Genomic DNA, 25,895 nt, shown 5'->3' with positions numbered 1-25,895 from the left:
CACGAATGAGCCGCTCAGACAGCACAGCAGACGCATCCTTTACCGAGCGCATCGAAGATGTCGACGTATCGACAGAGATGCAGGGGTCGTTCCTGGAGTACGCGTACTCCGTGATCTACTCGCGCGCGCTTCCCGACGCCAGGGATGGGCTCAAGCCGGTACAGCGACGCATTCTCTACCAGATGAGCGAGATGGGCCTCCGCCCCGATCGCGGGCACGTCAAGTCAGCTCGCGTTGTCGGCGAGGTGATGGGAAAGCTGCACCCGCACGGCGATACAGCCATCTACGACGCCATGGTGCGCATGGCCCAGGCGTTCACGCTGCGCGTGCCCCTCATCGACGGACACGGCAACTTCGGCTCACTCGACGATGGCCCCGCTGCCCCTCGCTACACAGAGGCGCGCCTGGCGGCATCCGCGCTGTCGATGACGGAAAACCTCGACGAGGACGTCGTCGACTTCGTACCCAACTACGACAACCAGCTGACCCAGCCCGACGTGCTGCCCGCCGCGTATCCGAACCTGCTCGTCAACGGGGCGAGCGGTATCGCCGTTGGCATGGCCACCAACATGGCACCCCACAACCTCATCGAGGTCGTCGGCGCTGCCAGGCACCTGCTCGCCCACCCGGACGCCACCCTCGATGAGCTGATGGAGTACGTGCCTGGCCCCGACCTGCCCACGGGCGGCACCATCGTTGGCCTCGCCGGCATCAAGGACGCATACGCGACAGGGCGCGGCAGCTTCAAGACCAGGGCCCGCGTGTCCGTCGAGGCGATCACGGCCAGGAAGACCGGCCTCGTCGTCACGGAGCTGCCATACCTTGTCGGGCCTGAGAAGGTCATCGAGAAGATCAAGGACGGCGTCAACTCCAAGAAGCTCTCCGGCATCTCGGACGTGACAGATCTCACGGACCGCACCAAGGGCCTGCGCCTGGTCATCGGCATCAAGACGGGCTTCAGCCCTGAAGCTGTGCTCGAGCAGCTGTACCGGGTGACCCCACTCGAGGACTCGTTCAACATCAACGCCGTGGCGCTCGTCAACGGCGGCCCCCAGACGCTCGGCCTCCGCGAGCTGCTGCTCGTTTACGTGAACCACCGCATCGAGGTTGTCACGAGACGAAGCGCGTATCGTCTTGCCCGCCGCAAGGAACGACTCCACCTCGTCGAGGGGCTCCTCCTTGCCATCCTTGACATCGATGAGGTCATCCAGGTGATCAGGGCCAGCGATGACAGCGAGCAGGCACGCACGCGACTGATCGACGTCTTCGAGCTGAGCCAGATCCAGGCCGAGTACATTCTCGAACTCAGGTTGCGACGACTCACGAAGTTCTCGCGCATCGAGCTGGAAGCCGAGCGTGACAAATTGCTCGCGGAGATTGCAGCGCTCGAACTGCTGCTCGCGAGCAAGCAGGCCATTCGCACCCTCGTCTCCGACGAACTCGCCGAGGTCGCTGAGCGCTTCGGCACTCCGCGCCGCACGGTACTCACCGAGGCCAGGCCCAGCATCGCCGGCGCGGCTGCGAAGCGTCAGGCGGCGATCCTCGAGGTGCAGGACAACGCCACACGCGTCTACCTCAGCGCCACAGGACGCATCGCCAGGGTCGATGTACAGGACGCGGACGCAGAAGCCGCTGAGTCGCGTGCTGTGCCCGTACAGCGCCGCAGCAAGCACGACGCCATCCGCTCTGTGCTCGACACCACCAGCCGGACCGAAATCGGCGCAGTGACCAACCTCGGTCGGCTCATCCGCTTCTCGCCCGTCGACCTGCCCGTCATGCCGACATCGTCGATCCAGCTGGCAGCGGGTGTACGCGTCAACGACTACCTGGCACTGGCCAACCGCAGCGAGAAGGTGCTCGCCCTGGTTTCCCTCGACGCCGACACGTCGATTGCACTCGGCACGAAGCAGGGAGTCGTGAAGCGGGTCACGGCGAAGGACTGGGCCAACAAGCCTGACTTTGAGATCATCGCGCTGAAGCCCAAGGACGAAGTCATCGGCGCCGTGCAGGGCGATGACGACGACGAGCTGGTCTTCGTGGCCTCCGATTCACAGCTGCTGCGTTTCCCTGCGAACTCGGTGCGTCCACAGGGCCGAACTGCGGGAGGCATGGCCGGCATCAAGCTGGCCACCGACTCCACCGTGATCTTCTTCGGGGCGGTCTCCCCAGAGGACGCAGAGACGGCAGTGGTCGCCACGATCGCCGTCGGCAGCCAAACGTTAACGGGCACAGATCCCGGCAGCGCCAAGGTGTCTGACTTCTCCGAGTACCCGGTCAAGGGACGCGCAACCGGTGGCGTGCGCTCACAGCGCTTCCTGAAGGGCGAGGACGCACTTGCCATTGCCTGGGTCGGCCCAGCGCCCGCACGTGCTGTCGGTCCTGATGGCACGCCACGTGCTCTGCCGGAATCCGGTTCACGGCGGGATGCGTCTGGCACACTTCTCGACACTGTCGTCGGAGCCATCGGCGCCAGCATCAGCTGACCTGCACGATGAATCGCAGAAGGGGGCGGTGCCTGCGCACCGCCCCCTTCTGCGTACCAACACCGCTGCAGCTACACGCTGCAGCTACACGCTGCAGCTAAACATCGATGCGATCACGGCTGAGCTTGTCAGAGCTGTCGATGATGAACTCCTTGCGCGGGGCGACATCGTTACCCATGAGCAGTTCGAAGATCTTCCCCGCCTGCTCTGCGTCGGCCACCTGCACGCGGCGCAGCGTGCGGTGGGCACGGTCCATCGTGGTCGTTGCGAGCTGGTCGGCATCCATCTCGCCGAGTCCCTTGTACCGCTGGATGGGGTCCTGGTACTTCTTCCCGGTGCGCTTGAGACCGGCCAGAACGCCCTGCAGCTCGGCTTCTGAGTATGTGTAGATGGTTTCGTTCGGCTTGGTTCCCGGGTTCATGACGACCACCCGGTGCAGCGGCGGCACTGCGGCGAACACGCGGCCGCCCTCGATCATCGGACGCATGTAACGGAAGAACAGGGTGAGGAGCAGTGTGCGGATGTGGGCGCCGTCAACGTCGGCGTCACTCATGATGATCACCTTGCCGTATCGGGCGGCGGACAGGTCGAAGCTGCGGCCTGACCCAGCTCCGATCACCTGGATGATTGACGCGCACTCCGCGTTGGAGAGCATGTCGGACACTGAGGCCTTCTGCACATTCAGGATCTTGCCGCGAATCGGCAGCAGCGCCTGGTGCTCGCTGTCCCTGGCGAGTTTCGCGGTGCCGAGTGCCGAGTCGCCCTCGACGATGAACAGTTCACTCGTGAGAACATCGTTGCTGCGGCAGTCGACGAGCTTGGCCGGGAGCGACGAGCTCTCCAGCGCATTCTTCCGACGCTGGGTCTCCTTGTGAGCCCTGGCCGAGATGCGCGACTTCATCTCAGCGACGACCTTGTCGAGAACCAGAGCGGTCTGGGCCTTGTCGTCACGCTTCGAGGATGCGAATCGCTCTGCGAGGCTCTTGGCCACAACGGATGCCACAATTGCGCGCACCGCAGGCGTGCCGAGGATCTCCTTGGTCTGGCCCTCGAACTGCGGCTCGGGCAGGCGCACCGTGAGCACAACCGTGAGCCCGGCGAGGATGTCATCCTTCTCGAGCTTGTCGTTGCCGACCTTGAGTCGCCGCGCGTTCTGCTCAACCTGCGACCGCATGAACTTCAGCAGGCCGGCTTCGAACCCGGCCTGGTGCGTGCCGCCCTTCGGAGTGGCAATGATGTTGACGAAGCTGCGGATGACCGTGTCGTAGCCGGTCCCCCAGCGGAGGGCGATGTCGACCGCACAGTCTCGCTGCAGTTCGGTGGGAACCATGGCGCCCTTGTCGGTCAGTACCGGCACCGTCTCGGTGAATGTGCCGTTGCCGGTGAGCCGCCAGGTGTCGGTGATGGGGGCATCCGTTGCCAGGTGCTCCACGAACTCTGAGATGCCACCCTCGAACGAGAATGACTCTTCGATGTGCTCAGCAGAGCGCTGGTCGCTGACTTCGAGGGTCAGGCCTGGCACGAGGAACGCAGTCTGCCGTGCCCTGCCCAGCAATTCGTCAGTCTGGAACGTCGCACCCTTGGTGAAGATCTGGCGGTCTGCCCAGTAGCGGATGCGGGTTCCGGTGACACCCTTTTTGACCTTGCCGATCACGCGCAGTTCGCTCTTCTTCTCGAAGGGCGTGAACGGTGCGTCAGGGCTCTTCTCGCCACCCTCGTCAGCGAAGATTCCGGGCTCGCCGCGGTGGAACGACATCGCCCACGTCTTGCCGTCGCGGTCAACCTCGACATCGAGCCGTTCGGAGAGTGCATTGACGACGGATGCGCCAACACCGTGGAGCCCGCCGGATGCGGCGTATGACCCACCGCCGAACTTGCCGCCGGCGTGCAGCTTGGTAAAGACGACCTCGACGCCTGACAGGCCGGTCTTCGGCTCAATGTCGACGGGGATGCCGCGCGCTGCGTCCCTGACCTCGACGCTCTGGTCGGGGTGCAGGATCACGCCGATGAAGTTGCCATGCCCGCCGAGCGCCTCGTCGACTGAGTTGTCGATGATCTCCCACAGGCAGTGCATGAGTCCCCGAGAGTCAGTCGAACCGATATACATGCCGGGGCGTTTCCGCACAGCCTCCAATCCTTCAAGGACGGAAAGGTGGCGGGCGGAATAGTCAGAACTCACAACTGTTAAGACTAGTGACCGAAGGCGACAGTCGCCTGACCGACACCCGACGCCCACCGCTACGCGGTGAGCGAAATACTTCGCAAGTGGCCTTCAAAGTCGCCTCAGGCGTGTTTACATTGAGTATCAGGTTTTATTGGTCCCAGTCTGGAGGAGGAGCACATGTCCCAGATCGCCACCGAAAACGGTGCCGTCGAGGAACTCGACGCCCCCCACCAGCTCACCGCAGCCGACCGCTGCGACGCGTGTGGAGCTCAGGCGTACATCCGTGTTGTCGTGAACAACAGTGAACTGCTGTTCTGCGCCCACCACGGTCGCAAGCACCAGGAGAAGCTGGCCGCCGTTGCGCAGAGCTGGCATGACGAGTCGAGTCGGTTGTTCGAAGACCAGCGTTCGTAACAGAACGTACGACGCATCAAGGTGCGAAGAGCCCCCAGACCACAGTCTGGGGGCTCTTCTCGTGTGTGCTGCGGGTGTTACTCGGCGTCGAGACCGAGTCTGGACGCAATCTGATTGCGGGCAGCCAGCGCGATCTCGTCTGCGAGGTCACTCTGTGCTGACGGGGCGTAGTCCGCGCCGTGCCTGGCCAGCGCGATCCGGAGCAAGTGATCGGCCAACCCGGGGTTGCGAGCGAGCACAGGGCCGTGCAGGTGCGTACAGAACAGGTCACCCATCACGAGGCCCTCTTGCCCAGCTCCGTTGCCGTTTCCGGTACCGCTGATCACTCGGCCGAGCGGTGATGCTTCGGCGCCGACATAAGCGCGTGCGTGATTCTCAAAGCCGCTCAGGCGGCCGTACTTGGTCTTGACCACGATGTCGTCGGTGATCCTCGCCGGCGCGGGGACCGCTCGTCCGGCAACCAGGCCGAGGCCATCGATGACCGTGCCATCCAGCTGGATGCCACCGCTGAGGAGTTCCCACCCCGTGCCGATGGCAAGGATCGGAACGTGGGCAGCGCACCACTCACGCATATGGCCGACAAACGGCCTGAGGAGATCGCGAACGCGTTCCAGGTCAGAGTCAGTGCCAGAACCGATAACGACGAGGTCAACCGATGCCGGCAGATCGGCCAGAGAGGCGACCGGCACGATCGTGACAGTGTGGCCTGCCCATTCTGCGCGTCTAGCCAGGACTCTGGCGTTCTCTGCGTCTCCGTTGGTGTTGAGCAGCTCTGGAAGGATCGAGACGATGGTGAGTTCGGTCATATTACTTCTACCTCAACGGCCGGGTCGGGATCATTGCTGGCGAGGCCGAGGTGCGCCCGCGTGCGGCGCATGGAATCAGCAGAGAAGACGATTGTCTTCAGCCCATGACCGGGATCCGGAAGAGCGATGAAGTCATCGAGTGCGCGTCCGAGATCGGTTTCAATCCGATCGATTTCGACATTGTCGTATGCGAGCTGCAGCGCAATGTCATGGGCCTTCGACCCTGATACGAGCAGCACACGGCCGAGGTTGGAGGTGTCCACCGGCCAGAAATAGGACGGGTCGCGCACATCGGAGCCGACAGCGACCAGGATCTGCTCAGTGCCGGGTTCGAGGCTGTCGACGTTCAGTTGGAAGCTAGCCGGGTTCTGCACGAGAACGAACTCGACCTGCTTGCCGCGCACCGTGACGATCTCGCCACGGCCGAACACAGGGGGAATCGTTGAAACGGCAGCGACGGCGCGCTCAGGAATGAACCGCTCCCCGAGAATTGCGCGGGCAGTGGCCAGCGCAGTCGCGGCATCCACGGCATAGTGCGTTCCGCGGGCTGGCAAGCCGACGGTGTAGCCCTGTCCGGATGACATGGCAATCTGAGCCTCACGGCCAGACACCTGCGTGACGATTGTTCCCTCGCCTGCAGCCAACCGTTCGTGTGCGGTCTGCGTGTAGCCGAGCCCGCGGGGATTCTGCGCCAGAACGGTGGCGCTGACGCCATACCGCTCAACGTGAACGCCTTCGCCGAGGGATTCAGCCAACGAGACGAGGTACTGGTCGTCGGCGTTGATCACGACTGATTCGGTCGCACGCGCCGCGATGGTGCGCAGCATGGCTGAGACCATCTCTGAGTCGTGGAACCTGTCGATCTGGTCGACCATCACATTCGTGAGGGCCACGACGCGCGGGGTGAGGCCACCGGCGATGAGAGCGCCGTGCCCCTCATCCATTTCAAGCACGGCGATTTCACCGTCGATACGACCGGACAGGCTGACCTGCTCGAGCAGCGCAGACGTGAGGCCCTGGCTGATGTTCGCCGTCGACGGATTGGTGAAAACGGAGAGCTGGTGGGCGCGCAGGATCGCGACCAGCATTTTGGTGGTGGTCGACTTTCCGCTCGATCCCGTCACGATGACCAGGCCAAGCGGAAAGCTGTTGAGCGTGGTCGTCAGGAAGCCAGGGGCAATCTTATTGACGACAAGGCCGGGGACGGCAGAGCCGCCCCCTGGCTTGCGCCATCTCGCGAGAATCCGAACGACCCTGCCAATGAGGATCGCCGGCGCATACCGCACTCAGTGACCTTTACTCGAGGTAGTCGCGCAGCGACTGTGAGCGCGACGGGTGACGCAGCTTGGCCATCGTCTTGGACTCGATCTGGCGAATACGCTCACGCGTGACGCCGAAGGTGTCGCCGATCTGGTCCAGTGTCTTCGGCATACCGTCTCCGAGGCCGAAGCGCATCCGGATGACGCCGGCTTCGCGCTCAGACAACGAATCGAGCAGGCTTTCCAGCTGCTTCTGCAGCATGGTGAAGCCCACTGCATCTGCAGGAACGACTGCCTCGGTGTCTTCGATCAGGTCACCGAACTCGCTGTCGCCGTCTTCACCAAGCGGGGTGTGCAGCGAAATGGGCTCGCGACCATACTTCTGGACCTCGACGACCTTCTCAGGCGTCATGTCGAGCTCGCGGCTCAGCTCTTCTGGCGTCGGTTCGCGACCGAGGTCCTGCAACATCTGGCGCTGCACACGGGCGAGCTTGTTGATGACCTCAACCATGTGAACGGGGATACGGATGGTGCGGGCCTGGTCGGCCATGGCGCGGGTGATGGCCTGGCGGATCCACCAGGTGGCGTAGGTGGAGAACTTGAAGCCCTTGGTGTAGTCGAACTTCTCAACTGCACGAATGAGGCCCAGGTTTCCCTCCTGGATCAGGTCGAGGAACTGCATGCCGCGGCCGGTGTATCGCTTGGCCAGTGAAACAACAAGGCGGAGGTTCGCTCCGAGCAGGTGGCTCTTGGCGCGTGCGCCATCCTTGGCCACCCACTGCAGTTCACGACCGTTGGCCGTACGCTTCTCTGCGTCCGTCATGTGGGCGAGCTTGTCCTCAGCGAACAGGCCGGCCTCGATGCGCATGGCAAGCTCGACCTCTTCGGCCGCGTTCAGAAGCGCGACCTTTCCGATCTGCTTCAGGTAGTCCTTGACCGGGTCAGCGGTCGCGCCGGTGATTGCGCTGGAGTAAACGGGCACTTCGTCGTCGTCGTCAACAAGTGACAGCACGAGAGCGCCGGCGGGAAGCGGCTCAGCAGGAGCGGTGCGCTTGACGCCCTCTTCGTCTGACTCGTCGTCGTCAGCCTTGTCGACATCGATGACAACGGCACCTTCATCGCCGTGGTCAACCTCATCGTCAGGTCCGTTTCCGGACTTCGCAGCCTTCGTGGCAGCGCGCTTGCGCGGCGCGGCCTTCTCAGCTGCTGGGTCAGCTGCAGCTGCAGCAGCCTTCTTCGCGGCATTTGCGGCCCGCGTGGCAGCAGCCTTAGCGGCCTTTGCCGCCTTGGCCTCGCTCGCGGTGGTCTCTTCGGTCACCTCGGTCTTTACTGGGGTTGCCATTCGAACACCTCTCATGCGTCAAGTTTTGCGCGTACAGCGCCCCGCTTTTTTCGCAGTGTGAAACCGTTGCTACGAGAAATTGGGCAGTACTAAGACCCATGTCAAGTCCTGGGGCATCGCGCGGATGACATCTGCACCAACATTTCGATTGGTACTCCCAGAACCCGAACGGGTCCTATTGACAATTATTGCATGGTTTGGATATACGTCGAGCCATAGGCCAAAAGAGTCTGCCTGCGTTCTACGGGTGCGTCCCGTCGCCCTTCCGCGTGCGTCGCTTCCATGCTTGAGATAGTGCAACCCACAGCGGGGCTACTTCTATTCCCTCATCCGCTGACATCTGTGCCCTCGTGCGCCGCCTCGCGCGCAGCAGGAAGACAACCCCGGTTCCAATGACGAGGTACTGCACCGCAAAAGCGACCCGGAACGAGTCCGCCGAATACAGGTCGCTCGCCTCTCCCCCGCTCACCCGCCAGCCGTCCTGTACGTCAAGCAGCAGACCGATGAGGAACATCATCACGAAGCTGGCGGAGAACCCACCGACATTCACGACTCCGTTCGCAGACCCGAGGCTCCGCTGCGGGTTGAATGAGCGGGCGAAATCGAAGCCGATCAACGAGCCTGGGCCGCCGGTGCCAATGACAATCAGGAGCAGCACGATGAGCCACACGGGCTGCGGTCCTGGCCACAACAGCACGATTGTCCACATGATGCCTATCGCCGTGACTATTCCGAGCACGATGGAGCTGCGCCGAAGCGGGAAACGGCCAGTCAGGATGCCGAGAATGGGACCTATGACGAGTCCAGCGCCCACGAGGATGGTGAGCAGGCTGGCCGCCAGGCTGGGCGAATAGCCGAGGCCGTAGACCATGAACGGGAACCCCCACAGCAGGCTGAAGACCGTGCTCGACGATTGCGTCACGAAGTGCGACCAGAACCCAAGTTGCGTGCCGGGTCGCGCGAGACTGTGACGCAACTGCACCAGCGCCGCCCGCCAGGTGGCCGACGCGCCCATGTCGACGGCGTCAGCGGGCCGGTCTCTGATGAAGATCACGATCACGATCAGTGCGATGACTGCGACAGATCCGGCCGAGATGAACGCAGACGTCCATCCCCACATGTGCAGGACCCAGGCGAGGGGCACAGCCGAGAGCACCTGCCCAAGCTGGCCGAAATTGCCCATCCACTGCGACACCTGCGGGACAACGCGCGGCGTGAACCACGAGGAGACGAGACGGATCACCGAAATGAAGATCGTTGCGTCTCCGGCGCCGACCAGGATACGGCCGACGACGGCAACCGTGATGGTTGGGGAGAATGCCAGCGTGAACTGGCCGACGATCATCAGCGCGGTGCCCGCGAGCATCAGCACCCGAGGACCGTAGCGATCGATCAGGATGCCGACAGGAATCTGAGCCGACGCATACACGATCAGCTGCACGACGGCGAGGCTGGACAGCACGGCCGCTGAACCGCCAAAACGTTCAGCCGCGTCAACGCCGGCAACACCGAGCGACGTCCGCTGCAGGATCGCGCTGACATAGGCGAACGATCCAACGACGAAAATCAACCAGGACCGACGAGAATTCACTCCCCTACGTTACCCCTGGGTCAGCGCTGCCCGGGGACCTAGCCGCCTAAGCCGTCATCCCTGGTGCGGCGGATGCTGAGGAACTTCTCCAACTCCGCGGCGATTTCGTCAGCACTTGGCAGCTCACCGTCTTCGTCCGTGAGCGGCGAACGAAGCGTGCTGCCTTCCATATAGGAGTCGTAACGCTGTTCCAGCGTTCCGACGAGCTTGGAGAGCTCCCCGTTCTCGTTCACCTGGTCGTCAATGCGGGCGACGAACTCCCGATTCTGCTCCCGCAGCCGGTCGGTTGGGAAGATAAGACCGGTGGCCGCGCTCGTACTCTCCAGTGCGGAGAGCGCCGCAGACGGGTATTCAGTGTCAGCCAGGTAGTGCGGAATCAACAGCACAAACCCGACAGCGGATGCCCCTGACTGCTGCAGTCGGTATTCGACGAGATGCAGGGCATTGGCCGGCACCTGGGTGTGCGGACGCCACACCGACATGGTCTCGATGAGATCTGACCGGCTGCCACTCACCGTCACACCGATCGGTCGCGTGTGCGGCACGGGCATCGGGATGGCATGGACCCAGGTGGTGGACGCGACCTTGAAGTGCTCAATGAGCTCCAGAACGGCTGCGGTGAACTGTTCCCAGCGGAAGTCCGGCTCGAAGCCGGCAAGCAACAGGAATTGCTGACCGATCTCATCCGTCGTCAGGTACAGCTGGAGTGTGGCCGGCTGGTAATCGGTCAGGTGGTCCTGGTTGAAGTAAATGATGGGACGACGGGCGCGGTAGTCCAACAACGCATCCGCGTCGAACGTGGCGACCACCGTGTGTTCCAGCGTTCCGACGATGTACTCCGTGAATTGCGAAACGGCACCGCCGGCATCTGCAAATCCAGTGAGGCCGGCGACCAGATGCAGGCCCTCAGGGACCACAGCTTCATCAGCCGTCAGTTCGTATAGTTCACCCGGATCGCGCATGCATTAACTCTAAGCTGCCCCGTTCGCGCGGCTCACGGATTCGCCAGCATGCCTTGATGCCGAGAGCGAACAGCGCACGCCCCTACCATTGAGGTATGACAGTTCCGCAGCTTTCCGTGTCCAACCAGCCCGCACTCGAGTCCACGTCCGATGTCGTCGTCATTGGCGCCATCGCCTCTCCAGGGGGCGCAACACTGTTCGCGGATGCAGCGTATGGGAGCATCGCAGACGAACTCACCGCGCTGGGCGTGACCGGCGCTGCCGACCAGGTGACACGCATTCCCGCCAGTGTCGGCGCCAGCCGCAGCATCGCCATCGTCGGGCTGGGCAGCGACGCGTCAGAACTCGCACTGCGAAACGCCGCAGGCACGGCAGTCCGCCAGCTCGTCGGCATCGATTCACTCTCATTTGCGCTGCCACTTGGCACTGAGGCAGATCTTTCGGCCGTGCTCGAGGGCGCGGCACTCGGCGGTTACAGTTTCACCGCGTACCGCTCAAACCCGGCAGCACTGAAGCTCCCGGCCGAGACGATCACCGTGCATACCGATGTCGACGCTCCCGACGTGCTTGAGCGTGCACGCGTCGTGGCTGACGCGACAGCTCTGGTCAAGGACCTCGTCAACACACCGCCAGCCGACCTTTATCCCGCGTCCTTCGCGGATCTCGCTGCACAGGCGGCCGAAGGCCTCCCCGTCACGCTGACCGTCTGGGACGAGAACCAGCTGGAAGCCGACGGCTTCGGTGGAATCCTCGGCGTCGGCAAGGGTTCGTCCCGCCCGCCGCGACTGGTCAAGGTGGAATACTCCCCCGCAGGAGCGACACGCCACATTGCCATCGTTGGCAAGGGAATCACCTTCGACACCGGCGGACTCTCCCTGAAGCCCGCCGCATCAATGGTCGGCATGAAATACGACATGGCAGGCGCTGCGACCGCCCTGGCCGCCACATTGGCTGCCGTCCGCCTGCAGCTCCCGCTGCGCGTCACCGCTTGGTTGTGCATGGCAGAGAACATGCCGTCTGGAACGGCCACTCGCCCAGAAGACGTACTCCGCATCAGGGGTGGCAAGACAGTCGAGGTTCTCAACACCGACGCTGAGGGCCGCCTGGTACTCGCCGACGGACTCGTTGCTGCCAGCGAAGAGCACCCCGACGCCATCATCGACGTCGCCACGCTGACCGGTGCGGCGACCGTCGCACTCGGCACGCGGTACTTCGCCGCGATGGGGGACGACGAACTGGTGGCACGCGTCTTGTCTGCCAGCGCAGCGGCTGGCGAATCGGCATGGCCGATGCCGCTCCCGGCAGAGCTCCGCCCCGTCCTCAAGTCGGACGTGGCCGACATCGCCAATGCCAAGATCGGCAACAAGGCCGCAGGGATGCTGCTGGCCGGCGTATTCCTGCAGGAGTTCATCGGAACGACTGACGACGGAGAGGGTTCACCGACAATCCCCTGGGCACACCTCGACATCGCCGGATCCGCCCAGAACGAGGGCCGCGGCTGGGGATTCACCGCGGCAGGCCCGACTGCCGTATCCCTTCGCACCCTCATCAAACTGGCCGAGGACTTTTGCCGCCCGTAGTAAGGTCATATGGGCAAGAGATGCTTGCCGATTAACGCCTGCCCGAGACCAAATCGTGGTGTCGGGCAGTACGTGGCGGAGTTCGTAACGCGCGAAGGAGTCTGGGTGTCCGAGCAGAATTTTGACATTGTCGTTCTCGGTGGAGGAAGCGGTGGATACGCAGCAGCATTGCGCGCAGTCCAGCTTGGCTTCACTGTTGGTCTGATCGAGAAGGGCAAATTGGGCGGAACGTGCCTGCACCGCGGCTGCATTCCAACCAAAGCGCTTCTCCACTCGGCCGAGGTCGCTGATGTCACCCGCGAGTCAGAGAAGTACGGCGTGGCCGCGACGTTCCAGGGCATCGACATCCAGGCTGTCACCGCTTACCGCGAAGGAATCGTCGCGAGCAAGTTCAAGGGTCTCCAGGGCCTGATCAAGGCACGCGGCATCACGGTGATCGAAGGCGAAGGCCGTCTCATCTCCCCCACGACCGTTCAGGTCGGCACCGACACCATCGTGGGCAAGAACGTCATCCTGGCCACCGGCTCGTACTCACGTTCACTGCCTGGCCTTGAGCTCGGTGGCCGCGTGATCACGAGCGAGCAGGCTCTCGAACTGAACTTCGTACCCAAGAAGGTCGCGGTCCTCGGTGGCGGCGTCATTGGCGTCGAGTTCGCCAGCGTGTGGAAGTCATTCGGAGCTGATGTCACCATCATCGAGGCGCTCCCCCACCTCGTTCCGAACGAAGAAGAGTCGATCTCCAAGCAGCTCGAGCGCGCGTTCCGCAAGCGCGGCATCGAGTACTCGCTCGGCGTGCGCTTCCAGAGCGTTGTCCAGAACGAGAGCGGCGTCGTCGTCACCCTCGAAGACGGCAAGACGATCGAAGCTGAACTTCTCCTGGTTGCCGTCGGTCGCGGACCGGCGACGGCAGGTCTCGGCTTCGAAGAGGTCGGCGTCACCGTCGACCGCGGATTCGTCATCACCGACGAGCGCCTCGCCACGAACATCCCCGGCGTCTACGCCGTTGGCGACATCGTGCCAGGCCTCCAGCTCGCGCACCGCGGTTTCCAGCAGGGCATCTTCGTTGCAGAGGAAATCGCCGGCCTCAACCCGATCGTCGTTGAAGACGTGAACATTCCCAAGGTCACCTACTGCGACCCAGAGGTTGCGTCCGTCGGATACACCGAGGCCAAGGCAGGCGAGAAGTTCGGCGCCGACCAGGTTTCCAGCTACGAATACAGCCTCGGCGGCAACGGCAAGAGTGCGATCATCGGCACCACAGGTTCGATCAAGGTCGTTCGCGTCAACGACGGCCCCATCGTCGGTGTGCACATGATCGGCGCACGCGTCGGCGAACTCATCGGTGAAGGCCAGCTCGTCGTGAACTGGGACGCATACCCCGAAGACATCGCACCGTTCATCCACGCTCACCCGACGCAGAACGAAGCGCTCGGTGAAGCCTTCCTCGCACTGGCTGGCAAGCCACTGCACGCGATGTAGCCCCGGCCGCTACTCACACTCTCAGTAAGCTACGAATACAAATGGTTTTGAATATGGTTTTGAAGGAGACAAGCGCATGAGCGAATCCGTCAGCCTCCCGGCACTCGGTGAGAGTGTCACAGAGGGAACGGTTACCCGCTGGCTCAAGAACGTGGGAGACCGCGTCGAGGTCGACGAGCCCCTACTCGAAGTATCGACCGACAAGGTCGACACGGAGATTCCGTCGCCAGTAGCCGGTGTTATCGAGGAAATCCTCGTCCAGGAAGACGAGACGGTCGAGGTGGGTACGGTTCTTGTCAAGATTGGCGACGGATCGACACCCGCAGCCGCACCGGCAGCTCCCGCTGAGCCCGTAGCAGCGGCGGCAGAGCCGGCTCCTGCAGCTCCTGTTGCCGCAGAGCCTGTCGCACCGGCAGCTCCGGTTGCCGCAGAGCCTGCCGCACCGGCAGCTCCTGTTGCCGCGCCGGTCGCTCCTGTTGCCGCACCCGCAGCTCCTGTTGCCGCGCCGGTCGCTGCTGCTCCCGCTCCGGTTGCTGCACCGGTTGCTGCTCCCGCTGCTCCGGTTGCCGCGGCCGCACCAGTTGCTGAAGCTGCACCAGCTCGCGGTTCGCACGCTGGGACCTCCGGATACGTCACGCCTATCGTCCGCAAGCTCGCGAACGAGGCCGGCGTTGACCTGTCGACGATCACCGGCACCGGTGTTGGTGGACGCATCCGCAAGGAAGACGTCGTCTCGGCGAAGCCGGCGACCGGCGCTGCTGCGGCACCCGCCGTCACCGTCTCGCCGTTGCGTGGAACGACTGTGCCGATGACGCGCCTCCGCAAGGTTGTCGCGGAGCGTGCCGTCATCTCCATGCAGACGTCAGCACAGCTGACCACTGTCGTCGAGGTTGACGTGACCCGCGTAGCGATGCTTCGCGACAAGGTGAAGGCCGACTTCGTAGCGAAGACCGGCAACAAGCTCTCCTTCCTGCCGTTCTTCGCGGTGGCCGCTGCCGAGGCGCTCCAGGCGTACCCGATCATCAACGCCACCATCGACGCAGACAGCAACATCGTCTACCCGCCGCACGAAAACATCAGCATTGCTGTCGAGACCGACCGTGGCCTGCTCACGCCGGTCGTGCGCAACGCTGCTGAGCTCGACATCGCCGGCTTTGCCGCACAGATCGCAGATCTGGCAGAGCGCACGCGCGACAACAAGCTGAAGCCAGACGAGCTGTCAGGTGGAACGTTCACGCTGACCAACACCGGGTCACGTGGCGCCCTCTTCGACACCCCCGTGGTGTTCCTGCCGCAGAGCGCGATCCTCGGCACCGGCATCGTGTACAAGAAGCCGGTCGTTGTCACCAACGACGGACTCGACTCGATCGCCATCCGTTCGAGCGTGTACCTCGCGCTGTCGTACGACCACCGCATCATCGACGGAGCGGACGCCGCCGGCTTCCTCACCACGATGAAGCGTCGCCTCGAAGCTGGCGCGTTCGAGGGCAACCTCGGCCTCTAGCCCAGACAGCGGTTCGTTAGTCGAACAGCTCACGTAGTCGCCAACCGGCCTCGCCCCTGATTACCAGGAGCGAGGCCGGTTTCCGTTCTGGAGCGCCAGCGGGTGGAGAAAGCGCGATGATCGCGGCATTTCCCGTTCGCTCCACCAGAGTCATGGCGCTGTCTGCGAGCAGCGCTGCCTCGTCGGAGCTGCCGCCCTGCTGCCCATGACGAATGCCATAGCTGTCTGATTCCCAGAGCGCAGAGCCGGCTTGGTCCACGCCGGCCAGGCACTCCAGCGACGCTTCCTGAATGCAGTGCGCGCGACGACGCACGAGAGCCGCAGCGGCCGCGGCCGGCTCATCGGCCAGGATCGCATCGGTTTCGGCATTCGCACGCGCATCGGCATTTGAATGGGCATCTATTGGCACGCCCAGTGTCGTGGCCGGCGTCGGCACCGCTACGCGAGGCTCTGCTGCCGTCTTACTCTCGGTCGGCAGAAGCGTGAGCAGCAGGATCGTGGCGGCCACCGACAGCGCGCCGGCCACAATGAGCGGACGGCGCCGTGCACGTAACCCAGCTCGCACCCGTTCACGCAGCCGCGCTGCCCATCCCGGCATCGCGAAGGCGAGCCAGCCACGCCGGCTGCCGTCACCATCACCATCACTGCCACCCACCTCCGGGAGCAGGTCAGCGAACACCCCGCCGAGGCCGCCCCACCGCTCGCGTCGCGCGCCTGCGCGCACGCTGGTGGCCGGATCGTCCCGCACCTGCGGCGTCGAGGCGTGCACCAGTCGGAGTGGCGCTCCCTTCGACCACACAAACAGGCGCTGCTCGAGTTCATCGAGACACGGACGAAACGGAATCGCAGTAGTCGCCATCTCGAACCAGGCGGCAATCGGCTCAGAACGGCGATGAAGCTGCACGTCGTTGTCCAGATGTGTGAATACCGCACGCATCACGTTCGTCAGCCTGGTGTAGTCGTCTCTCTGCAGATCGAACCTGTGCGCACGGTCGCGCTCAGGTTCTGGCTGCCCTCGTGTGGGCGGAAGGTCTGCCAGGGAGCCGAGGCCCATCAGGACGGGGCGACCGGCAGCGGTCAACGCCATGGTGCCAAGGCTCAGAGTCGTGTGCACCAGGCCTGACTCGTGCAGCGCTGCCAGCGCAGCGACGAGTGGCGCGATGAGGGTGACGGCCTCGCCTGCCGAGATGTTCCGGCAGCCGAGCAGCATGGCACCGACCGATTCGCTCGACACGCGCTCCTCGACGAGCACCACACGGCCGTCCGGCAGCGTCGCCACATCGAACAGAGCTGGCACGTGACCGGCAGGAGCGCCCGAATGCGCCCCAATCTCGCGTGAGATGGAGAGGGCGTCTGCGTGGGCATCGAACACCTTGATGGCCACACACCCTGCGTCTGAGTGCACAGCGCTCCCCAGGTACACCGTTGACCGCGAGCCGACGCCCAGCCTTCGCAGGATGCGATAGCCGGCGATCATCGCTGGGGTAGAGGTGGCTGGATAGACGGCGCTCATACAGGGAGCGTGGCTCACAGCATCCGTTCACCCCGGAAAAACGATGAAGTGTGGAATCTGCTCCCCCAGAATGCGGGGAGGAGGAGTCGCTGTGACGGGCCAGACTGTCACTAAGTAATCCGGCGACTCGATAGTCTTAGAGACATGGCTCGCAGCAAGGATAAAACTCCCCGCACCCCGAAAGAACCCGGCCGCCTGAAGCAAATGTGGCAGGTGTTCCAGATGACGAGGCGATACGACTCGAAAATCGTCTTGTACCTGGTGCTCGGCTTCTTGGTTCCCGTCGTCATCGGCGTGGCTCTCGCACTCATCTTCTCGCCTGGCAACTGGCTGACCATGACGCTGTGGATCATCGCCGGCGTGCTCGGCGGCATCCTCACGATGCTGATCCTGCTCGGCCGTCGTGCAGAGAAGGCCGCATACTCACAGATCGAGGGGCAGCCAGGTGCCGTCGGCGCCGTTCTGCGCAGCTCACTCAAGCGTGGCTGGGTCGGCAGCGAAATGCCCGTAGCCGTCAACGGCAAGACTCAGGATGCCGTTTACCGCGCCGTCGGTCGCGGCGGCGTCGTGCTGATCAGTGAAGGCCCCAAGAGCCGCACGACCCGCATGGTCGAGGACGAGCGTCGCAAGATCAGCAAGGTGCTCGGCAATGTGAACGTCACCGTCATCTCCGTTGGACCCGATGCAGACGCCGTGCCGCTGCACAAGCTCCCGAGCCGACTGACCAAGATCAAGAAGTCTGTGACCAAGGCGGAGGTACTCGCGATGAACAACCGCCTCAACTCGATGCGCACCTCCATGCCGATCCCCAAGGGTGTCGACCCGATGAAGGCTCGACCGCAGCGCGGAAAATAGCCGCGCCAGGCGCGAACAGTTTTACCTCACTTTTGATCCGTGCCGCTTAGGCACGGATCAAAACTGTTCCAGCCACCTTGTCGTGAAAACCACGCTGGTCTGAATCCCACACGAGTGCCGGGATGACAACAGCCAGCAGCAGAGTCCGGACGATCGGACGCCACAGTCCGACACGCTCCCCGTTCAGCGCTATCAGTCGCATGCCGAGGAGGCGGTGACCGACTCCGCCTCCCATGATCGGAATGAGCACGATCTGCATGACGACGAAGATCAGGGTCGTCGCGAATCCGCTGTAGTTCGCGAAGTTAGCCCCGAAGACTCCGTAGCCCACGGCGATGGCGATGGCCCAGTCAATGGCCAGTGCGCCAATTCGGCGCCCAGCCCGAGCAACGGACGTGGGGCCGGTCTCCGGCAGACCCAGTCGTTCCCCCGGCCATTTGCTGGGCGCGAGTTGACCGAATGACGTGGGGTTGGAATCTGGTTGAGGCACCCATCAAGTGTACCGATCAGGCTCCGCGTAACATGCCGGAAACATTTGCGACACTGTCGAGAAACGACGAGCTACTACGGTCGTAGGAGGTCGTAGTGCGCGACCGTTTTGGATCCACGCCGTTTGGAGTTAACCCGCATGTTCCGCGATTCGTCAGAAGTGCTTAAGTTCATCAAGGACACCGACGTCAAGTTCCTTGACATCCGTTTTACCGACCTGCCAGGTGTGCAGCAGCACTTCAACATTCCTGCTTCCACCGTCGATGAGGAGTTCTTCACCGTCGGCCAGCTCTTCGATGGTTCTTCGATTCGCGGCTTCGCGAACATCCACGAATCCGACATGCAGCTCATTCCTGACGTCACCACCGCGTACATCGATGCTTTCCGCACCGAGCGCACGCTCATCATGCTGTTCGACATCTACAACCCGCGCAACGGCGAGATCTACGCCAAGGACCCGCGTCAGGTCGCCAAGAAGGCTGAGAAGTACCTCGCCTCCACCGGCATCGCCGACACCGCGTTCTTTGCCCCCGAAGCCGAGTTCTACATCTTTGATGACGTTCGCTACGAAGTGAACCAGCACTCCAGCTTCTACTCCGTTGACTCCAGCGAAGGCGCCTGGAACTCAGCACGCAAGGAAGAAGGCGGAAACCTCGCCAACAAGACTGCGTACAAGGGTGGATACTTCCCCGTCAGCCCTGTGGACCAGCACGCAGACCTGCGCGACGACATCTGCCTCAAGCTCATTGATGCAGGCCTCATTCTCGAGCGCAGCCACCACGAGGTCGGCACCGGCGGCCAGGGCGAGATCAACTACCGCTTCGACACCATGGTCGCTGCAGCGGATGACATCCTCAAGTTCAAGTACATCGTCAAGAACACCGCTCACGAGTGGGGCAAGACGGCCACGTTCATGCCGAAGCCGCTGTTCGGCGACAACGGTTCAGGCATGCACACCCACCAGTCCCTCTGGGCAGACGGCGTACCGCTGTTCTACGATGAGGCCGGCTACGGCGGACTGTCCGACCTGGCTCGCTGGTACATCGGTGGCCTGCTGAAGCACGCTCCGGCTGTGCTCGCGTTCACCAACCCCAGCGTGAACTCGTTCCACCGCCTGGTTCCGGGCTTCGAAGCTCCGGTCAACCTGGTCTACTCGGCCGGCAACCGCTCAGCCTGCATCCGCATCCCGATCACGGGCACCAACCCGAAGGCGAAGCGCATCGAGTTCCGCGTTCCTGACGCCTCTGGCAACCCGTACCTCGCATTCGCGGCACAGCTGATGGCTGGCCTCGACGGCATCAAGAACCGCATCGAGCCGCACGAGCCCGTCGACAAGGACCTGTACGAGCTGCCGCCAGAAGAGGCGAAGAACATCCCGCAGCTTCCGGCATCCCTCGAAGAGGCGCTCTCCGCTCTCGAGGCAGACCACGACTTCCTGCTCGCAGGCAACGTGTTCACCCCTGAGCTCATCGAGACGTGGATCGACTACAAGCGCGAGAAGGAAATCAAGCCCCTCGCCCAGCGTCCGCACCCGTTCGAGTTCGAGCTGTACTACGGCGTCTAAGCCATAGCCTGAACACAATCGTGGCCGTCCCTCTTCGTGAGGGGCGGCCACGATTGCGTTACCGGCGCGCCCCGCACATGCGGGATAGGATGCGAATTGTTCCCGACGGGAGGAGAGCACCGTGTCAGAGGACTATCCATATGCGCCGAGTGGTTCGATCGTTGTTGGACATGACGGCTCAGAGCATTCAGCTCGCGCGCTTCAGCAGGCCATCACACTCGCGAAGGCCTTCGCCGCCCCGCTCGTCATCGTCCGGTGCTGGCAGTTGGAGAAGCACACTCCCGAGTACACCCAAATTCTCTCTGGCCCCGGTTCTTTCCCAGAGCTGACGGCCGCCGTCCGCTCCACGCTGGAGAAGGAATGCTCGCCGACACTGAGTGAGCATCCGTCCGTGACAGTCAGCTATGAGGCCGAGTTGGGCGCACCGGCTGAAGCCCTGACGGCTATCTCCGCCGAGGCGCTGGCGCTCGTCCTCGGGTCGCGAGGCCTCGGCGGCGTTGCCGGCCTGCTGCTGGGCTCCGTCGCCGATCGATGCGTGCACCAGGCGGTGTGCCCAGTGCTGATCGTTCGCCCACCTGCCGTGGCTGCGTCGGACAGTGAGGCTGCGCCGGGTGGCGGGGACCGGTCAGATAGCGCTGTGTTGCTCGACATAGCGCCAGGATCAGTCGTTGTCGCCCACGATGGCTCTATGAACAGCGATCATGCCCTCGAGGCTGGGCTCACGTTTGCACAGGCACTTGGCCTCCCCCTCGCCGCGGTTCGAACCTGGAGCATCGACCATGTGCCGCACGGACTGCTGTGGAGGGATGGCTACGTGGCGAGCTTCGAGGAAGTCTCTGTGGGGGTGCGGGAACAGCTGATCAGAGACGTTGCCCCCGTTTCGCAGCGGTATGGCACTGTTCCCGTCAGCTATTTCGGCGTGCTGGGCGATCCGGGTGAATCTTTGGTCAACGCGTCGAAGCTGGCAGGGTTCCTTGTTGTCGGTAGCCGCGGCCGTGGCGGTTTCACGAGCCTGCTGCTCGGATCCGTCAGCGCGTACTGCGCGCACCGCGCAGAGTGCCCCACACTCATCGTTCCGCGGGCCAGACACTAGGGGCGGATAAGCAAACACTGGCCGCACCCCGGATAGGGATGCGGCCAGTGTTCATGTCACGCCGTCGAGGTTCTTCTCGGCGACCGCGCTCAGGGGGCGAACGTGTTCATCAGGCGAACGCGTATGCACCCTGGTCGGCAGGTGCGGACGCGTTTACGCTGCGCACGGGAGCCCGGCCGATCGTGCGAACGTTCCAGCCGGCGGCAGCCCAGGCTTCACCGTCGAGGCAGTTGCGGCCATCGACGATGTTCTGGGACTTGACGAGCTGTCCGAATTCGCGCGGATCGGCCTGGATGAATTCCGGCCACTCGGTGAGGACGAGTACCACGTCGGCATCCTGGATTGCTGCCGTGGCAGAGTCGGCGTAACCGAGCGCCGGAAAAATGCGGGACGCGCTGGTGGTGGCCTGTGGGTCGAAGACGGTCACCTGGGCACCCTTCAGCTGGAGTGCCGCTGCAACATTCAATGCGGGCGAGTCGCGGACATCGTCGGTGTCCGGCTTGAAGGCCGCGCCAAGCACGCCGATGCGGCGGTTGAGAACGGATCCTCCGCAGGCTGCCAACGCGTGGTCGATGACCAGCTGACGCTGTCGCATGTTGATCTCGTCGACCTGCTGCAGCAGGTCGGAGGCCGAGTGCGCACCCAGCTCGCTTGAGCGGTGCATCAGCGCCCGGATATCCTTCGGCAGGCAACCGCCGCCGAAGCCGAGGCCGGCGTTCAGGAACTGGCGGCCGATGCGGACGTCGTGACCCAGGGCATCCGCGAGCAATGTGACATCCGCGCCGACAGCGGCGCAGACCTCAGAGATCGCATTGATGAAGGAGATCTTGGTGGCGAGGAAGGCGTTCGCGCTCACCTTCACCAGCTCTGCGGTCGGCAGGTCCATGACCAGCACCGGCGTGCCGTTTGCGATCGGCTCCGCGTACACGGTGCGGAGCAGTGCCTCAGATGCTTCAGTCGTGCCCCCCAGAACGAGGCGGTCAGGCGCGAGCGTGTCCTGCACAGCCTTGCCCTCACGCAGGAACTCGGGGTTCCAGACCAGCTCGGCCTGCACGCCGGCAGGAAGGTTCTCCCGCACAATGCCACGGAGGCGTGCTGCGGTGCCGACGGGAACCGTTGACTTGCCAACGATCAGGCCGTCGTGGGTGAGGTGCTTGGTCACCTGCCTGGTCGCGTCCTCGACGTAGCTGAGGTTCGCGGCGAAGCTCGTGGCCTGCTGGGGCGTGCCGACGCAGACGAAGTGCACATCGGCGAAGTCCGTCGCGGCTGCGATGTCGGTGGTGAACCGAAGGCGTCCACTACCGACATGCTTGCGGAGCAGCTCGGGGAGCCCAGGCTCGTAGAAGGGCACGATTCCCTGGCTGAGGGCGTCGACCTTGTTCGGATCGGTGTCGACTCCGACGACCTCGAATCCCATTTCGGCCATGGCAGCAGCATGCGTTGCGCCCAAATAGCCGGTGCCGATAACACTGATCCGTGGTGCTCGTTGCTCTACGTTGTCGTTCGTCATTGGTTTCTCCTTAGTCCTGAAAAGTGGTGAAGTGTGGGGTTGCCGTTCGGACGCGTTCGGTCAGCTTGCGGGCAACAGGGTGAATCGACCCAGTGGATCCGTCAGACCAGTGATGAACGCAGAGAGGCTGTCGCCCCGTGAGTTGATGCGCCAGTCGTTCGTGGAACGCTCGCCCTCGACGTAGGTGGTGATGGCCAGGTTGAACCACGCGAAACCGATGATGTCGTCGTTCTTCGGCTCAGCCAGCGCGGAGAAGAAGCTCGTGACCCACGGCTCCTTGTGCCCACCGGTCTCAGAGGCGCCGACTTCCGCCAGCAGAATCGGCTTCTTCGTCAGTGCTCGGAGCTGGTCAAGGCTCTGATCGAACGTGCTCTGGAACGTGAACTCCTGCTTCGCCACGTATGGCGGACGCAGGTACCCGGAGAGACCAACCATGTCGACGTACTCATCACCGGGGTACAGCGATGCCAGGAATTCCGGCGTCTTGTTCGCGGCAGGCAGCTTGGTGATGACGTTCGGGGCCCATACCCAGAAGACGAGCTCATTGGCTCCCTCTGCCTCGAAGATGTCGTGCACGTGCTGCCAGACCTTGACGTAGTCACCGGGGCGGTTGCCATTGATGGACTCGCCCTTGCCGTTTGTCTCGTTCCAGGGATACCAGATGCCGTTCATCTCGTGATTGAACCGGATGCCGAGCGGGAGGCCCGTCGCGACGATGTCGCGGGCGTACTGGTGGATGTACTCGTCAAATGCGCCGGGAACGCCTGCTGCAGGGTCGCCGAGGATCACGGGCAACGAGTACGCCGGCTCTTCAATCACGTCGTTGCCGGCCTTGATCGGCCGGGACTCCCACGTCATGAGCGGGACCTTCCCGCGTTCCCATGCTCGCGTCACGGCGTTGGCCCTGAACGTTTCGTCCCAGCCGCTGAAGTAGCCGACCATATCGGGCTGCACTCCGATGGCACTGCTTGTCGCGTCCAGCGTTGACCAGTTGAACGGCGCCTGTTCCGTGTACATGCCGAAGTAACGCGCGGTGGGGTTCACGATGTCCTGCAGGGCAGGGGCCGTGATGGTCGTCTCTGGAACTCCAGGCTTGGCCGGCGTGGTTTTGACGACGACCTTCGGCTTGGCAGCTGCGGCCTTCGCCTCTGCTGCACGGCGCTCGGCGGCCACAACTTGCTGCTGAACCTGGGCCAGCTTCTTGGCTGTCGCAGCCTGCTGCGCCAGCAGCGTCTTCTTCTGCGCAGTCAGCTCACTCGACGTCTTCGCGAGCTTTGCTTCAATGGACGCAAGCTTCATCTTCAGCTTGGTGTTCTCAGCCGCGAGCGGGTTCAGTGTCGTCTGAGCACCGGAGACGGCCGCCTCAACGCTTTGGCGAATCGGGCTGCTCGGAGACGACCACACGATCATCGAGAGGATGGCGAGCGTTGCGGCCATGGCGACGAGCGCAATCACCGAGCGACGGGTGTTCTTCTTTCCCGTTGACCACCAGGTTTTGTTAGACAATGAGGAATCCTTCCAGGGCGAAGATGGCGATTCCGATCAGGTAAGGAATCGCAGCTTTCGGGTTCAGGCGGCGTCTGGCCGGCTTCTGTCGGCGCGACGTGACCGTCACCGGCTCTACGGCGGGGTACTCTCGCACCGCTGTGGCCGTGAGGGCAGAGTCGGCCTGGTGCGCACCCTGGGTAGCGGATGACTCCGACCAGGTCGCGGGGAAGCCGAGCGACTCGAGGGTGCCGAATTCTGCCTCATCGCGGAGGCTGCCAACGGAGTCGACTCCGGTGCCCTCGCTGGTCTGGGTGTCGCCACCGGCATAGGCGCCAACGCGGGTACCCCATCCGCTGGCGTGAGCCATCCGGAAGAATCCGATGAGACGAATCGGCATCAGGAAGAATGTCGAGACGATGATGAAAACCGGGAGACGGAAGAAGTCGCTGGGCTTTTCTGACAGGTGGCGCATCTGGCGGATGGCCATGCTGATCACGGACGACAGGAGCATCAGGATTGCGACGGTCACGATACCGGTGCCCATGCCGTACTCGTTGAGGAAGCCTTCGTAGAAGTTGTATCCCTGGCCCGTGAATGAGCGGTAGACCCAGCCGAGCATCACGCCGGCGAGAAGGAAGGGCAACAGGATGTCCATGAGGAAGAAGAACGCGAGAAGCGGTGCGTGGCCGAGCATCCATGGCAACATCCGGAGAGTGTTGTACTGGCTGCCGCGAGCCCAACGCAGCTGCTGCTTCCAGAGCTTCTTCACCTGCAGGGGCGCATCCGTGTACACGAGGCTCGTGTGCTGGTACACGGTGCGGTAGCCCTCTTTGAGGGTGAGGTTGGTCAACGTGCGGTCGTCGGACACTTCGAGGAACACGCCCATGAACTTCTCTGTCATGAACTTGTCCATCACGCGAATCAAGATGGAGCGACGGAAGGCGATCGTGCGGCCGGGGAGGCAACCGATCTGACCCAACACGCTCTGCGCGGGCATCGAGTACAGCGCACGGGAGTTCTCGAGCCAGTCGGCCCAGCGCGTGATCCAGCTGCGCGTGGGCTCCAGGATTCGCTGACGGGTCGTAACGCCGCCGACTTTGTCGTCAGCGAAAGGCTTGACGAGTTCGGCGAGGGCATTCGGCATCCAGACCGTGTCGGAGTCGACGAGCACCGTGATGTCTCCGGTGGAAAGCTCCGTGCCGATCTTGACGGCATTTCGCTTTCCGGGGATCGGGGTGTGGACCCAGCGCACGAGCGGGGCGAATTCGTCACACACGCTGACGAGGCCGGGGTTCTCAGGGCCGTTGATGACAACGATGATCTCGCCAGGACCCTGCTCCACCATGCGCCCGAGCACATCGCGGAAGAGGTCAAGCGGCTCGTCGAGCACCGGAACCACGACACTGGTCGTGCCGTCGTACTCGCCCGTGAACGGGCGGTAACGCGCGGACAGGAATACTTTGATTGCCCAGAGGATCCAGACCAGGGCGGAGTACACGGAGAACATGTATAGCTCTGCGTGACCCTCCGTCATGTGTCGGATTTGCAGGATGAAAATGAACAAGGCTGTACCCCGGCGATCGTAGTTGTGGTGAGATCCGCGCCGCTGGGGATCATCGATGATTCGAACAAAAAGCGATTGTGGTCTGAGTATGGTGGGTGGAAGTCATCGTGCGCAAACGTGCCGTCTACCCCCGGACGTGGTACGCGATGTCCCCCCTTTGACCGACATGTGTCCCCCCTTGTGTGGACATAGACATGGCTATTTTCCCGGCCGAATCTGAGGTGGTTTTCACTGC

Annotated in this window: 19 protein-coding genes; 8 read left to right on the top strand and 11 right to left on the bottom strand. The window is 63.2% G+C overall.

What is annotated here, in order from left to right; translation table 11 throughout:
• Positions 1-5: 5 nt before the first annotated feature.
• Positions 6-2,483: a DNA gyrase/topoisomerase IV subunit A gene (locus tag AC25Y4_RS03835; RefSeq protein WP_488119040.1), complete on the top strand. Its 2,478-nt coding sequence runs from the start codon at positions 6-8 to the stop codon at positions 2,481-2,483.
• A 97-nt stretch (positions 2,484-2,580) separates the two neighbouring features.
• Here the strand turns inward: AC25Y4_RS03835 and AC25Y4_RS03830 are convergent, their stop codons facing one another.
• The gene (locus tag AC25Y4_RS03830; protein ID WP_488119039.1) at positions 2,581-4,662 is read right to left on the bottom strand and encodes a DNA gyrase/topoisomerase IV subunit B; all 2,082 of its coding nucleotides are present in this window, start codon (positions 4,660-4,662) and stop codon (positions 2,581-2,583) included.
• A gap of 162 nt (positions 4,663-4,824) precedes the next feature.
• On the opposite strand from AC25Y4_RS03830, the gene AC25Y4_RS03825 reads away from it, so the two are divergent.
• Entirely contained in the window at positions 4,825-5,061 is a 237-nt protein-coding gene (locus AC25Y4_RS03825) for a DUF7455 domain-containing protein (RefSeq protein WP_488119038.1), read from the top strand.
• A gap of 77 nt (positions 5,062-5,138) precedes the next feature.
• Here the strand turns inward: AC25Y4_RS03825 and AC25Y4_RS03820 are convergent, their stop codons facing one another.
• The 5 genes from AC25Y4_RS03820 to AC25Y4_RS03800 all read right to left on the bottom strand — a co-directional run bounded on the left by AC25Y4_RS03820 (position 5,139) and on the right by AC25Y4_RS03800 (position 11,021).
• Positions 5,139-5,867, bottom strand: coding sequence for a type 1 glutamine amidotransferase (locus AC25Y4_RS03820; protein WP_488119037.1), 729 nt, complete (start codon positions 5,865-5,867; stop codon positions 5,139-5,141).
• Positions 5,864-7,153: a MurT ligase domain-containing protein gene (locus AC25Y4_RS03815; protein ID WP_488119036.1), complete on the bottom strand. Its 1,290-nt coding sequence runs from the start codon at positions 7,151-7,153 to the stop codon at positions 5,864-5,866. The genes AC25Y4_RS03820 and AC25Y4_RS03815 overlap by 4 nt, the downstream gene beginning before the upstream one ends.
• 10 nt (positions 7,154-7,163) lie before the next feature.
• On the bottom strand, positions 7,164-8,468 hold the full coding sequence (locus AC25Y4_RS03810; protein ID WP_488119035.1) for an RNA polymerase sigma factor: 1,305 nt from the start codon (positions 8,466-8,468) through the stop codon (positions 7,164-7,166).
• Positions 8,469-8,709: 241 nt separating this feature from the next.
• Positions 8,710-10,059 (bottom strand): MFS transporter, encoded by a 1,350-nt coding sequence (locus AC25Y4_RS03805; RefSeq protein ID WP_488119034.1) that lies wholly within the window; start codon positions 10,057-10,059, stop codon positions 8,710-8,712.
• 38 nt (positions 10,060-10,097) lie between these two features.
• Positions 10,098-11,021 (bottom strand): proteasome assembly chaperone family protein, encoded by a 924-nt coding sequence (locus tag AC25Y4_RS03800; RefSeq protein ID WP_488119033.1) that lies wholly within the window; start codon positions 11,019-11,021, stop codon positions 10,098-10,100.
• A gap of 95 nt (positions 11,022-11,116) precedes the next feature.
• Here AC25Y4_RS03800 and AC25Y4_RS03795 point away from each other — a divergent pair, with 95 nt between their 5' ends.
• From AC25Y4_RS03795 to AC25Y4_RS03785, 3 genes are all read left to right on the top strand, one after another.
• The gene (locus AC25Y4_RS03795; RefSeq protein ID WP_488119032.1) at positions 11,117-12,601 is read left to right on the top strand and encodes a leucyl aminopeptidase; all 1,485 of its coding nucleotides are present in this window, start codon (positions 11,117-11,119) and stop codon (positions 12,599-12,601) included.
• Positions 12,602-12,706: 105 nt separating this feature from the next.
• Positions 12,707-14,080, top strand: a complete 1,374-nt coding sequence (lpdA, locus tag AC25Y4_RS03790) for a dihydrolipoyl dehydrogenase (RefSeq protein WP_488119031.1) — start codon at positions 12,707-12,709, stop codon at positions 14,078-14,080.
• A gap of 76 nt (positions 14,081-14,156) precedes the next feature.
• Positions 14,157-15,584 carry a 2-oxo acid dehydrogenase subunit E2 gene (locus tag AC25Y4_RS03785; RefSeq protein ID WP_488119030.1) on the top strand — a complete coding sequence of 476 codons (1,428 nt, stop codon included), beginning with the start codon at positions 14,157-14,159 and terminating at the stop codon, positions 15,582-15,584.
• A gap of 16 nt (positions 15,585-15,600) precedes the next feature.
• On the opposite strand, the gene AC25Y4_RS03780 is transcribed toward AC25Y4_RS03785, so the two are convergent.
• Complete coding sequence (locus AC25Y4_RS03780; protein WP_488119029.1) at positions 15,601-17,097, bottom strand: hypothetical protein; 1,497 nt, start codon at positions 17,095-17,097, stop codon at positions 15,601-15,603.
• A 144-nt stretch (positions 17,098-17,241) separates the two neighbouring features.
• On the opposite strand from AC25Y4_RS03780, the gene AC25Y4_RS03775 reads away from it, so the two are divergent.
• Positions 17,242-17,952, top strand: coding sequence for a DUF4191 domain-containing protein (locus tag AC25Y4_RS03775; protein ID WP_488119028.1), 711 nt, complete (start codon positions 17,242-17,244; stop codon positions 17,950-17,952).
• Between the two features lie 46 nt (positions 17,953-17,998).
• Here the strand turns inward: AC25Y4_RS03775 and AC25Y4_RS03770 are convergent, their stop codons facing one another.
• On the bottom strand, positions 17,999-18,442 hold the full coding sequence (locus tag AC25Y4_RS03770; protein ID WP_488119027.1) for an RDD family protein: 444 nt from the start codon (positions 18,440-18,442) through the stop codon (positions 17,999-18,001).
• A 138-nt stretch (positions 18,443-18,580) separates the two neighbouring features.
• Here AC25Y4_RS03770 and glnA point away from each other — a divergent pair, with 138 nt between their 5' ends.
• On the top strand, positions 18,581-20,005 hold the full coding sequence (glnA, locus tag AC25Y4_RS03765) for a type I glutamate--ammonia ligase (protein ID WP_488119026.1): 1,425 nt from the start codon (positions 18,581-18,583) through the stop codon (positions 20,003-20,005).
• A 121-nt stretch (positions 20,006-20,126) separates the two neighbouring features.
• Positions 20,127-21,098, top strand: a complete 972-nt coding sequence (locus tag AC25Y4_RS03760) for a universal stress protein (protein ID WP_488119025.1) — start codon at positions 20,127-20,129, stop codon at positions 21,096-21,098.
• A 109-nt stretch (positions 21,099-21,207) separates the two neighbouring features.
• On the opposite strand, the gene AC25Y4_RS03755 is transcribed toward AC25Y4_RS03760, so the two are convergent.
• The 3 genes from AC25Y4_RS03755 to AC25Y4_RS03745 are packed head-to-tail and all read right to left on the bottom strand — an operon-like array spanning position 21,208 to position 25,660.
• A complete protein-coding gene (locus AC25Y4_RS03755) occupies positions 21,208-22,608 on the bottom strand; it encodes a UDP-glucose dehydrogenase family protein (RefSeq protein ID WP_488119024.1) in 1,401 nt (466 codons plus the stop codon).
• 60 nt (positions 22,609-22,668) lie between these two features.
• Positions 22,669-24,114: a glycoside hydrolase family 26 protein gene (locus AC25Y4_RS03750; protein ID WP_488119023.1), complete on the bottom strand. Its 1,446-nt coding sequence runs from the start codon at positions 24,112-24,114 to the stop codon at positions 22,669-22,671.
• Positions 24,107-25,660 carry a glycosyltransferase family 2 protein gene (locus AC25Y4_RS03745; protein WP_488119022.1) on the bottom strand — a complete coding sequence of 518 codons (1,554 nt, stop codon included), beginning with the start codon at positions 25,658-25,660 and terminating at the stop codon, positions 24,107-24,109. Before AC25Y4_RS03745 ends, AC25Y4_RS03750 begins: the two co-directional genes overlap by 8 nt.
• Positions 25,661-25,895 lie beyond the last annotated feature (235 nt).

This window comes from Leifsonia sp. Y878 (assembly GCF_057669685.1).
The sequence above is the reverse complement of the archived record's forward strand: the minus strand, read 5'-3'. Positions and strand labels throughout refer to the sequence as shown.